Annotated in this window: 9 protein-coding genes; 3 read left to right on the top strand and 6 right to left on the bottom strand. The window is 65.2% G+C overall.

Annotation, left to right across the window (positions count from 1 at the left end):
• Nucleotides 1–36: 36 nt before the first annotated feature.
• Nucleotides 37–621 (bottom strand): HNH endonuclease, encoded by a 585-nt coding sequence (locus Q8M85_RS10625; protein WP_305544036.1) that lies wholly within the window; start codon nucleotides 619–621, stop codon nucleotides 37–39.
• Between the two features lie 290 nt (nucleotides 622–911).
• On the opposite strand from Q8M85_RS10625, the gene Q8M85_RS10620 reads away from it, so the two are divergent.
• From Q8M85_RS10620 to Q8M85_RS10610, 3 genes are read left to right on the top strand one after another with little or no spacing between them, the layout of a single operon-like run.
• Nucleotides 912–1,373 carry a lytic transglycosylase domain-containing protein gene (locus Q8M85_RS10620; protein ID WP_305544033.1) on the top strand — a complete coding sequence of 154 codons (462 nt, stop codon included), beginning with the start codon at nucleotides 912–914 and terminating at the stop codon, nucleotides 1,371–1,373.
• A 24-nt stretch (nucleotides 1,374–1,397) separates the two neighbouring features.
• Nucleotides 1,398–2,318: a diacylglycerol kinase family protein gene (locus Q8M85_RS10615; protein ID WP_305544031.1), complete on the top strand. Its 921-nt coding sequence runs from the start codon at nucleotides 1,398–1,400 to the stop codon at nucleotides 2,316–2,318.
• On the top strand, nucleotides 2,315–3,115 hold the full coding sequence (locus Q8M85_RS10610) for a metallophosphoesterase (protein ID WP_305544027.1): 801 nt from the start codon (nucleotides 2,315–2,317) through the stop codon (nucleotides 3,113–3,115). The genes Q8M85_RS10615 and Q8M85_RS10610 overlap by 4 nt, the downstream gene beginning before the upstream one ends.
• 2 nt (nucleotides 3,116–3,117) lie before the next feature.
• Here the strand turns inward: Q8M85_RS10610 and Q8M85_RS10605 are convergent, their stop codons facing one another.
• From Q8M85_RS10605 to glgB, 5 genes are all read right to left on the bottom strand, one after another.
• Complete coding sequence (locus Q8M85_RS10605; RefSeq protein ID WP_305544024.1) at nucleotides 3,118–4,764, bottom strand: alpha-D-glucose phosphate-specific phosphoglucomutase; 1,647 nt, start codon at nucleotides 4,762–4,764, stop codon at nucleotides 3,118–3,120.
• Nucleotides 4,761–6,887: a glycogen debranching protein GlgX gene (glgX, locus tag Q8M85_RS10600; RefSeq protein ID WP_305544021.1), complete on the bottom strand. Its 2,127-nt coding sequence runs from the start codon at nucleotides 6,885–6,887 to the stop codon at nucleotides 4,761–4,763. Before glgX ends, Q8M85_RS10605 begins: the two co-directional genes overlap by 4 nt.
• Nucleotides 6,884–8,308, bottom strand: a complete 1,425-nt coding sequence (glgA, locus tag Q8M85_RS10595; RefSeq protein ID WP_305544018.1) for a glycogen synthase GlgA — start codon at nucleotides 8,306–8,308, stop codon at nucleotides 6,884–6,886. Before glgA ends, glgX begins: the two co-directional genes overlap by 4 nt.
• Before the next feature lie 64 nt (nucleotides 8,309–8,372).
• Nucleotides 8,373–9,644 (bottom strand): glucose-1-phosphate adenylyltransferase, encoded by a 1,272-nt coding sequence (gene glgC, locus Q8M85_RS10590; protein WP_305544015.1) that lies wholly within the window; start codon nucleotides 9,642–9,644, stop codon nucleotides 8,373–8,375.
• A gap of 39 nt (nucleotides 9,645–9,683) precedes the next feature.
• On the bottom strand, nucleotides 9,684–11,855 hold the full coding sequence (gene glgB, locus Q8M85_RS10585; RefSeq protein WP_305544012.1) for a 1,4-alpha-glucan branching protein GlgB: 2,172 nt from the start codon (nucleotides 11,853–11,855) through the stop codon (nucleotides 9,684–9,686).
• Nucleotides 11,856–11,887 lie beyond the last annotated feature (32 nt).

The following is an 11,887-nucleotide window of genomic DNA, read 5'->3' as shown; positions in this document are numbered from 1 at the left end:
AAGGGCGCTGTTCCCTGGGGCACAGCGCCGGGCCGATCAGGCGTCCAACTCGGCGTCCCAATAGAGATAATCCATCCAGCTTTCGTGCAGATGGTTCGGCGGGAACCGGCGGCCATGCGACTGCATCTCTTCGGCCGAAGGTGCGCGCGGCAGGCGGTTCAGATACATCCCGGCCTGCTTCAAGGTGCGCGAGCCCTTGCGAAGGTTGCACGGGCTGCAGGCGGCCACGACGTTCTCCCAGCTGGTGATCCCGCCCTTGGACCGCGGCATCACATGGTCGAAGGTCAGATCGCCCTTCGCACCGCAGTACTGACAGCAGAATTCGTCTCGCAGAAAAAGATTGAAGCGCGTGAATGCCACGCGCTTCTGGGGTCTGACGAATTCCTTCAGGACAACGACCGAGGGTATCCTGAACTCTTGCCGCTGGCTTCGCACGACATGGTCATATTCCGCCACGATCTGCACTCGGTCCAGGAAGGCGGCCTTGATCGCCTCCTGCCAGGGCCAGAGGCTGAGCGGGTAGTAAGAAAGCGGGCGATAGTCGGCGTTCAGCACCAACGCGGGATAGTGCTTGAGTGCCGCGGGATCGCGCACGAACTGGGTTCTGAAATCGCCGTCCATTCCGTCAAAGACTCCGCACTTCTCCCGTCGGCCGCTAGGCCAGCAGGGCGGGGAGTCCCGCCCCGTCGACAGGAACTATATCTGGCGTTCCGGCCATGACAACCCCCAAGCGCGTGATTGCAATGCTGGGCTGTTGCAGTTTTCTGCACCTGCTCGGTAACACGTCAATGACATCGGCGGTTCCACCAATCCCCGGTCCCCGCGCCACTTGCCGCCCAGGCCTATGCCTCTGGGTTGCATCCCTTGCCCGCCCCCGGTAACCGTCGGTTGCCAGAACCGGAGCCTGCCTCATGACCCTTTCCCGTCGCAGCCTTGTGCTTCTTGCCGCCGCAGCGGCCGTCTCGGCCTGCGGCCGCAAGCCCCAGCCTGCAACCCGCGGCCCGATGGCTCCTGGCGCGAGCCCCGAGATGATGGCTCTGGTCGCAAGGTACGCAGACATCCACGACATCCCCGAAAGCCTGCTGCATCGGGTGATCCAGCGCGAAAGCGGCTATAACCCGGGTGCGCGCAATGGTCCCTACTACGGCCTGATGCAGATCCTGCCCGAGACGGCGCGGACGATGGGATATCAGGGCCCGCCCGAGGGCCTGCTCGATGTGGAAACCAACCTGACCTATGCGGGACGGTATTTGCGGGGAGCCTGGCTCGTCGCCGACGGATCCGAGGATCAAGCCGTGATGTGGTATGCCCGCGGCTACTACTATGAGGCGAAACGGCGGGGCCTTCTGGAAGAGACCGGTCTGCGCGCCTAGATCCCTTGTGATCATGAGGTGACAATGCCAGTCCGAGGGCCCGATATCTGTGTGCTTTCGAACCCGCGCTCAGGCACGGCCCTGCGCAATCCCGGCGCGGTCGAACGGGCCATGCAGGTCTTCGGACCCAGGGCTGAATTGCGCGCCTTTTCCGGCGATCCGGCTGACGAGGCGATGCGCGCACTGCGGGATGGCTTCCGCATCATCGTTGCCGCAGGCGGGGATGGAACCGTCGCCGGGGTTGCGCATGCGCTGGCCGGAACTGACACGGCCCTGGGCGTTCTGCCGATGGGCACCTTCAACTACTTCGCCCGGGGGCTTGGACTACCCGAAGATGCCGAGGCGGCCGCGAAGGCCATTCTGGATGGGTCTGCGCATGACATCGCGGTCGGCACCTTGAACGGCCGGGTTTTCCTGAACAACGTCTCCATCGGCCTTTACCCGGCGATCCTGGAAGAGCGCGAGGCGACCTATGCCCGCTACGGGCGCTACCGCATCCTTGCCCACATCGCGTCGCTGCGCACGATCCTGCGCTTTCAGCGTCCCTACCGGATGGACATCCTTCAGGACGCGACCCGCCACCGCATCCGCACGCCGATGCTGTTCGTGGCCCGTTCGGCCTATCAGCTGGACCAATTCGGTCTGGAAGGCGCTCAGGCGATCTCCGACGACCGCTTCGTGCTGTTCCTGGCGCACCAGCAGACGCGGCTTGGCTTCCTTAGGCTTGCCTGGAGACTTGTCCGCCGGAAGGTTGATCATGGGCGCGATGTCCTGGTCTCGACACCGCGCCGGATTGCGGTTTCGGTCCGGGGGCGGCGACGCATCTCGGTCGCGCTGGATGGCGAGAAGCTGAAGATGGAAATGCCGTTGCGGATCAGGATTGCCGACCATCAGCTTCAGGTGATCGTGCCCCCGGCGCATCCGGCGACCGGAAAGACGGCATGATCCGGCTTCTGCATCTGTCCGACGTGCATTTCGGAGCCGTCAATGACCGTTTGCCCGGCCCCATCGTCGCGCTGGCGCATGACTTGCGGCCGGATGCGACGGTGATCTCCGGCGACCTGACCCAGCGCGCGCGGCCTGCACAGTTCGCGGCCGCCCGCGCCTTTGTCGACCTGCTGCCCGGCCCGGTTCTCTGCGTTCCGGGAAACCATGACATGCCGCTCTGGAACCTGGGATTGCGGCTCCTTGCGCCTTTCGCCCGCTACCGTCGCGCGATCGGGCCCGAGCTTGAGCCGACCCTGGCCCTACCCGGCGCCATCATCCAGGGGGTCAACACGGCCAACCCATTCGTCTGGAAGTCTGGTCAACTTGGCCGCTCCTCGGCCAAACGCTTGACCACCGCCTTTGCCGCCGCCCCGCCGGACGTGATGCGCATCGCGGTGCTGCACCACGCCCCGGTGCCGGCTGCCGACGGCACGCCCGCCGACATGGCCGACCCTGCCGCCGTGCTGGGCGCCCTGGCGCTGGCCGGGACCGACATCGTTCTTTCGGGCCACACCCACATGCCGCACGCGGGCTTCGCCGAAACCGCCGCTGGGGTCCTGTTCCTGCAGGTCGGCACCGCGATCTCGACCCGGCTGAAGACCGACACCAACGATTTCGCGCTGATCGAGATCGGGGCCGACACCGTTACTCAGCACGCCTGGCTGGCGCGTCAGGATGAGGGCTTTGTCCAGTCGGCCAAAGCCCGGTTCCTGAAATCGTCGACCGGCTGGCGCGCGTTGCCTGACGCGGTCTAGGCTCAGGTCACCACGTCCGGCGCAGTTCGCCCGGTGTGACCCGCGATCCCCGCCAGCGCATGCGCCGCCCGGATCACTGGGGCCAGCGCCTCCTGCGCATCCAGCTCCAGCCCCTCCGGCCCCGCCGCATAGCGTTCCAGATAGACCCGCAAGGTCGCGCCCTCGGTTCCCGTCCCCGACAGGCGATAGACGATCCGGCTGCCGTCTTCGAACAGGATGCGGACCCCCTGCTTCAGACTGACCGAGCCGTCCACCGGATCGGTATAGGCGAAGTCGTCCGCCGCGCTGATGGTCATCCCCTCGATACCCCGCCCCGGCAGCCCGGCCAGAGACCCCCGCAGCGCCGCCATCATCGCATCTGCCTTTGCCACCTCGATCGCCTCGAAGTCGTGGCGACTATAGTAGTTGCGCCCGTAGGTCGCCCAATGCTCGGCCAGAATCTCCGCCACCGACTGCTTCCTGACCGCCAGGATGTTCAGCCACAAAAGGACCGCCCAAAGCCCGTCCTTCTCCCGCACATGGTCCGATCCGGTCCCGAACGACTCCTCGCCGCAGATCGTGGCCTTGCCCGCGTCCAGGAGATTTCCAAAGAATTTCCATCCGGTCGGCGTCTCGAACTTGCCGATCCCAAGCGCGTCGGCCACCCGGTCCGCCGCGGCACTGGTCGGCATCGACCGCGCCACCCCCTTCAGCCCCGCCCTGTATCCCGGCGCGAGGTGGGCATTGGCAGCCAGCACCGCCAGGCTGTCCGAAGGCGAGACATAGATCCCCCGCCCAACCACCATGTTCCGGTCCCCGTCCCCATCGGACGCCGCGCCGAAGTCCGGCGCGTCAGAGCCGAACATTTCGTCCATCAGCGCCTTGGCCCAGGTCGGGTTCGGGTCGGGGTGCATCCCGCCGAAATCCGGCAAGGGGGTCGCGTTCACACAGGTCCCCTTTGGCGCACCCAGCCGGTTCTCAAGGATCTCCACCGCATATGGCCCGGTCACTGCGCACATCGAATCCATCCGCATGCGGAACCCACCCGCGAACATCGCCCGGATCGCGGGGAAGTCGAACAGGCTTTCCATCAATGCGGCGTAGTCGGTGACGGGATCGACCACGTCCACCGACATCGCGCCCAATTGATGCCGCCCGACGCGGCCCAGATCGACATCCTGAGCCTCAAGCATCTTGTACTCGGTGATCTCGGTCGTCCGCTGGTACATCGCCTCGGTCACGCCTTCCGGGGCCGGGCCACCATTGGGCATGTTGAACTTGACCCCGAAATCCTCGTTCGGTCCGCCGGGGTTGTGGCTGGCCGACATGATGATCCCGCCGTCGGTCTGGTTCAACCGGATCAGATGTGACGCGGCCGGCGTCGACAGGATCGCCCCCTGCCCCACGATCACCCGCGCCGCACCATTGGCCGCCGCCATCCGCAGGATCACCTGCGCGGCGCGGTCGTTGAAGTAGCGGCCATCGCCGCCCAGCACGAAGGTCTTCCCCCCCCCATCTTCATTTCGCGCCCCCACCACATCGAAGATCGCCTGTACGAAATTCTCCAGATAGTGTCGCCCCATGAAGACCGGAGTCTTCTTGCGCAATCCGCTGGTCCCGGGCTTCTGCCCGGCAATCGGCGCGGTCGAAACCGTGGTGATATGGGTCATGGTCTTCCTCCCTTGCCGGTCAGCGACCGGAATAGCAGAACCGATTGCGCAGGTGCCTGGGTCAGGTCCGAGGCCGCGCCCGAGGGCTGCAACTCGGGCTTCGTGGTATCCAGCAGAAGCTCCCAGCCCGGCGCGGTGTCCGGCAGGTGCAGCGAAGTGGCGGGGCCGGTGTTGAAGACCGCGAAGACGGCCTCTGGACTGGGATCGCCCCCCTCGGCAGCCATCCGCAGCTCGACGCAGAGGCAGCGGAAGGCCGGATCGTGCCATTCCTCGTGCTGTGGCACCGTCCCGTTGGCCCGCCGCCAGATCACGTCGGGGATATCGTCCGCGGGCCGGGCACGTGCGTGCAGGAACCGGCGCTGGCGCAGCACCGGCAATGACCGGCGCAGACCCGCAAGCCGTTCGACGAACCGCAGCATCACCGGGTCGGTCTTGGTCCAGTCGATCCAGGACGTCTCGTTGTCCTGGGCATAGGCGTTGTTGTTGCCGCCCTGGCTGTGGCCGATCTCGTCGCCCGCCAGCAGCATCGGCACGCCCTGGGCAAGCATCAGCGTCGCCAGGAGGTTCCGCTTGCGCAAGGCCCGTGCCGCCAGGACCTTGGCGTCCTTCGTCGGTCCCTCCACCCCCATGTTGTCGCTGTGGTTTTCGTGGTGGCCGTCGCGGTTATCCTCGCCGTTGGCGAAGTTGCGCTTGATCGTGTAGCTGACCAAGTCCTCCAGCGTGAACCCGTCGTGACTGGTGATGAAGTTCACCGACGAGGTCGCCGCGCGACCCGAATGGTCGAAGCGTTCGGCACTACCCAGAAGCCGGGCCGCAAGGTCGCGGGTCATCCCCGCATCACCCTTCCAGAACCGCCGCACCCCATCGCGGAACTTGTCGTTCCATTCCAGGAACGGGTGCGGATAGGCCCCCAGCTGATAGCCACCAGGGCCAATGTCCCAGGGCTCGGCGATCAGCTTGACGCGAGACAGGACCGGGTCCTGCCGGATCGCGTCGAAGAACCCGCCATTGGGGTCGAACCCGTGCATCTCGCGCCCCAGGACCGTCGCCAGATCGAAGCGAAAGCCGTCGACATGGGTCATCTCGACCCAATAGCGAAGTGAGTCCATCATCATCCGCAAGACCATCGGATGTGTCAGATTCAGCGTGTTCCCCGTGCCTGCGTCGTTGGCATAGGTCCGCCCGCCGCCGCTCAGCCGGTAGTAGCTGGCGTTGTCCAGGCCGCGGAACGACAAGGTCGGCCCCCATTCATCGCCCTCGGCCGTGTGGTTGTAAACCACGTCCAGGATCACCTCGATCCCGGCGGTATGGAAGCGGCGGACCATCGTCTGAAATTCCCACAACGCGCCCTGGCTCATGTAGCGTGGCTCGGGGGTGAAGAAGGCCAGAGTGTTGTAGCCCCAATGGTTGCGCAGACCCTTCGAGACCAGGAAGCGGTCATCGATATAGGTCTGGACCGGCAAAAGCTCGATCGCGGTGACGCCCAGTTTCAGCAGATGGTCGATCACCGGGTCAGATGAAAGCCCCAGGTATGTTCCCCGCAGCCCCTTCTCGACGCCGGGATGCAGTTCCGTCATCGACTTCACATGCGCTTCGTAGATCAACGTCTCGGCGCGTGGCGTGCGCGGCGACTGGTCGTTGCCCCAGGTGAACGAGCTGTCGTTGACGACAGCTTTCGGCACGGCAAAGGCACTGTCCCGCGTGTCAAAACTCAGGTCGCCGCGCGGCGAGCCGATCTTGTAGCCCATCAGCGCGTCCGACCATTTCAGCCGCCCCTCCAGCGCGCGGGCATAGGGGTCAAGGAGCAGCTTGTTCGGATTGAACCGATGCCCCTGCTCGGGCGCGTAAGGCCCATGCGCGCGGAAACCGTAGACGGTGCCCACCGTCAGCCCGCCGACATGGATGTGCCAGATATCGCCGTCGCGTTCGATGATCGGCAGCCGGCACAGCTCTTTGCGGCCGTCGGGGGTGAAAAGGCACAGCTCGATCCGTTCGGCATGGGCCGAGAAAACCGCAAAGTTCACCCCGTCCCCGGTCAGGCTTGCGCCCATCGGCCAGGGGCGGCCCGGGCTGACCGCATGGCCCTGCAGCCGCGCGGGCAGCGAGACGGCCTGCGGTGTCACGCGGTCAGCCTTTCGTAAAGGCCAGCATAGGCTGTGGCGCTGGTTTCCCATCCGACCGGATGCGCCATTGCGTTGGCGCGCAGCTTGGCCCAAAGCTTCGGCTGGCGGTAAAGTTCAAGCAGCCGAGCCATCGCCCGACCGAAGGCCAGAGCATCGACGGGGTGGAAGGTCACCCCGGTCGCGGCCCCTGCGGCCAACGTCGCCGGGCTCGCCCCGATGACCGTATCCGCCAGCCCGCCCACCAGACTGACAACCGGCAGCGTGCCATAGCGCAGGCCATACATCTGCGTCAGTCCGCACGGCTCGAACCGGCTGGGCACCAGCACGGCGTCCGCCCCGGCAAACAGCCGGTGGCTGAGCTTTTCGTCATAGCCGATCTGCACCGCGACCCGCCCGGGGAAGCGCGCCGCCAGGTCGCGCATCGCGCCTTCCATCCCCGGATCGCCCGAACCAAGCACGATCAGGCCGCCCCCACCCACGACGAAATCCGGGATCACCTGCGGCAGAAGGTCGATCCCCTTCTGGTCGGTCAGGCGGCTGACCACGATGGCCAGCGGCCCCGGCACCTCCAGCCCGAACTCCTCGCACAGCTTGGCGCGGCAGGCTCCCTTGCCTGCAAGCGCCTTTGGCCCGAACGGTGGGTCCTCGGCCATCGGCGACCAGCTTTCGGTATCGACCCCGTTCAGGATTCCCGACACCACATCCGCCCGGTTTGCGATCACGCCCTGCAGGCCCATCCCGAACTCTTCCCGCATGATCTCGGCGGCATAGGACGGAGATACAGTGGTGATCCAGTCTGCCGTGACCAGCCCGGCCTTCAGGGTCGAGATGCCGCCATAATACTCCAGCGCGTCGGCGTGAAAGGCATGACCCGGCAGGCGCAGGATGCCCAGCATGTGACCGGGCGCCCAGCCCTGGAAGGCGATGTTGTGGATGGTGATGACCGACCTGCACCCGCCATTGCCGTGATAGGCCAGATAGGCCGGAGCCAGCCCCGCCTGCCAGTCATGCGCGTGCAGGACATCGGGCTTCCACCCCTCCAACCCCTCCCGCGCGATCCGCGCCGCGACCCAGGACAGCGCCGCGAAGCGGATCGCATTGTCCGGGTGCTCCCCCGTCGGGCCGGAGTAGGGACCGCCCTCCCGGTCATACAGATGCGGCGCGTCCAGCAGCAGAAGCGGCACGCCCGCTTCCTCGCCCGCCAGCACCCGGCCGGTGCCGCCCCAAAGATCCGGCTCCTCCCAGACGACCGGCCAGTCCTGCGCCCGCGCCCGCAAGGCGCGATAGGCCGGCAGCAGCACCCGCATGTCCCAGCCCGTCCCCGCCAGCGCCCTTGGCAACGCGCCCACAACGTCTGCCAGACCCCCGGTCTTCACCAGCGGGACACACTCCGAGGCCACCGACAGAACCCGACCGCCCATTCGCCTTGCCTTTCCGTAACTTCCCGCCCGGAGTTAAACCACGCTCCGGGCAAGGTCCAGCCGTTCAGCCAAGCGCCTTGGCCCGTGCGTCCAGCATGTCCTGGGTGATCAGCACGATCCCGCCTTCCGACCGACGGAACCACTTGGCGTCTTCCTCGGCATCCTCGCCGATCACCAGGCCTTCCGGGATGATGACGCCCCGGTCGATCACGCAGTTCTTCAGCTGGGCCTTGCGGTTCACCGTCACCTGCGGCAGCGCCACCACATATTCCAGACTGGAATAGCTGTGCGTCCGGCATCCGGTGAACAAGAGGCTGTTCGACACCGACGAGCCCGACACGATGCAGTCCCCGCTGACCAGCGACGACACCGCCGAGCCCCGCCGCCCGTCCTCGTCATGGATGAACTTCGCTGGCGGCACGATCTCGGCATAGGTCCAGATCGGCCACGCACTGTCGTAAAGGTCCAGTTTGGGGACGAAATCGGTCAGATCGACGTTCGCCTGCCAGAAAGCGTCGATAGTCCCCACGTCGCGCCAGTAGGGTTCGGTCTCCAGCCCGCTCATCACGCAGCTGTCCGAGAACTTGTGCGCGACGGCCTTGCCGTTCTTGACGATGTTCGGGATCAGGTCGAAGCCGAAATCATGGGTGGAATTGTCGTCCTGCATGTCGCGGATCAGAAGGTCGCGCAGGAAGGCCCAGTCAAAGACGTAGATCCCCATCGAGGCCAGCGCATGATCGGGATCGCCCGGAATCGACGGAGGGTCCTTCGGCTTTTCCAGGAAATCGGTGATCCGCATCGTGTCGTCGACATGCATCACGCCGAAGGCCGTGGCCTCCATCCGCGGCACGGTCAGGCAGCCGATGGTCACGTCCGCCGCCTGCTCGACATGCTGCCGCAGCATGACCTCATAATCCATCTTGTAGATGTGGTCGCCGGCCAGCACGATCACATACTTGATGCCGTAGCTGTCGATGATATCGATGTTCTGCGCGATGGCATCCACGGTGCCGCGATACCAGTTCACCTCGTCCATCCGCTGCGACGCCGGCAGGATGTCCAGGTATTCGTTCCGCTCGGCCCGGAAGAAGCCCCAGCCGCGCTGGACGTGGCGGATCAGGCTGTGCGCCTTGTACTGTGTCGCAATCGCCATCTTGCGGATGCCCGAGTTCAGCGCATTGGATAGCGCAAAGTCGATGATCCGGGTCTTGCCGCCGAAGTAGACCGCCGGTTTTGCGCGCCGGTCGGTCAGCTCTTTCAGCCGGCTACCGCGCCCTCCTGCCAGGACGAACGCCATGGCCTGGCTCGACAGGCGCTGGTTCGGTCTTGCCTTCATCACTTTTTCCTCCCCCAAGGCGGTTTTATCCGCCGAAATTCAGTCCTGTTGAAGATACACTGCCGACAGCGGCGCCAGCGTGACAAGCGCCGATTGCGTCTGGCCGTGCCAGGGCGTCTTTTCCGTGGTCACTCCTCCCAGGTTTCCACGGTTGCCCCCGCCATAGACTTCGGCGTCGGTATTCAGGATCTCATGCCATTTGCCCGCAGCCGGCAGGCCCAGACGATAGGTCCGCTCCAGCGGCGTCATGTTCACCACCGCCACCACTGGCTTGTCGCCCTGATTGCCCTTCCTGACCCAGGAGAAGACCCCGGCCTCGGCGTCATGCGCTTCGATCCAGTCAAATCCCTCGGGTCGGCAATCGTTCACATGCAGGGCCGGCGTCTCGCGGTAGACCCGGTTCAGGTCGCGCACCAGTCGCTGCACGCCGCGATGTTCCGCAATATCAAGCTGGTGCCAGTCGAGGCTCTGGTTGTGGTTCCATTCGGCCCCCTGCGCGAACTCCTGCCCCATGAACAAGAGCTTCTTGCCCGGATGCGCCCACATGAACCCGTAATAGGCCCGCAGATTGGCGAATTTTTCCCACGCGTTGCCCGGCATCTTCGACAACATGCTGCCCTTGCCATGCACCACCTCGTCATGGGAGATCGGCAGGATGTAATTCTCGGACCAGGCGTAGACGAGGCCGAAGGTCATCTGCCCGTGGTGGTACTTCCGGTAGATCGGGTCCTTCTGAATGTAGGACAGGGTGTCGTTCATCCACCCCATGTTCCACTTGAACCCGAAGCCCAGTCCTCCCCAGTTCGCCGGACGGCTGACGCCCGGAAAAGCGGTCGATTCCTCGGCAATGGTCATGATCCCCGGCACTTCACCATAGGCCGTGATGTTCGTGGTCCGCAGGACGTCGATCGCTTCATAGTTCTCACGCCCGCCGTCCTTGTTCGGCACCCATTCCCCATGCTTGCGGGAATAGTCGCGATACAGCATCGAAGCCACCGCATCGACCCGAAGGCCGTCGATGTGGTATTCCTCCAGCCAATACAGCGCGTTGGAGACGAGGTAGTTCTTCACCTCGACCCGACCGTAGTTGTAGATCAGCGTGTTCCAGTCCTGATGGAACCCCTCGCGCGGGTCGGCATGTTCGTAAAGCGCGGTGCCGTCAAAGCGGCCCAGCCCATGCGCATCCGTCGGAAAATGCCCCGGCACCCAGTCCAGGATGACGCCCAGACCCTTCCTGTGCGCCGCATCGACGAAAGCGCGGAACTCCTCGGGTGTGCCGTGGCGGATCGTGGGGGCGAACATACCGACGGGCTGGTAACCCCATGATCCATCGAAAGGAAACTCGCTGACCGGCAGGCACTCGATATGGGTGAAGCCCATGTCGGCGGCATAGTCGACCAGTTGCTCAGCCAGCTCCAGGTAGCTCAGCATCCGGTCGCCGGGGGCGCGTCGCCAGGACCCCAGATGCACTTCGTAGACCGAAATCGCCGCGTCGATGGCATGCGCTGCCGCCCGGCTCGCCATCCAGGCCCCGTCCAGCCAGTCCCCGCGAATTGTCCTGACAACAGAGGCGTTTGCAGGCGGATGTTCAGAGCCGAACCCGACCGGATCGGCCTTCAGCGGCAGCACCTCGCCACCCGGACCCTTGATCTCGTACTTGTAGGTCGCGCCCTCGCCCAGGCCGGGTATGAAGATCTCCCAAACGCCTGTCGCACCCCTGCGGCGCATCGGGTTGCGCCGTCCGTCCCAGACGTTGAAGTCGCCGACGACGCTGACCCGTTCGGCGTTGGGCGCCCAGACGGCGAAATGCACGCCGTCCACGCCCTCATGCGTCAACACATGCGCGCCAAGGGCCTGCCACAAGCGGCGGTGAGTCCCCTCGCCCAGTAGATACTCATCCATCTCGCCCAGCACTGGTCCGAAGCGGTATGGGTCCTCGAATTCCCACGTCGTTCCAAAACCTTGCGCGCGGAAGCTGTAGTTCGCCTTGCGGGCAATCTGATGCGTGAAAAGACCCGGCACACCCGGATAGGGCACCGCCTCTGCTTCGGACTTGCCGCTCAGGACCCAAAGCCGCTCTGCCCCAGGCACGAAGGCCGTGATCTCCCAGCCCTTGGCCCGCTTGTGCGCCCCAAGGACCGAGAACGGATCGCCGTGCCAGCCCCCGGCAATCGCCTCGGCCGCGCCTTTGTCGAGTGTCGTCTCAGCCATGCTTCCCCTCCCGAAAGCCTGTCGGACTGCGC

The organism is Tabrizicola sp., assembly GCF_030694085.1.
Taxonomy (GTDB): domain Bacteria; phylum Pseudomonadota; class Alphaproteobacteria; order Rhodobacterales; family Rhodobacteraceae; genus Tabrizicola.
The sequence above is the reverse complement of the archived record's forward strand: the minus strand, read 5'-3'. Positions and strand labels throughout refer to the sequence as shown.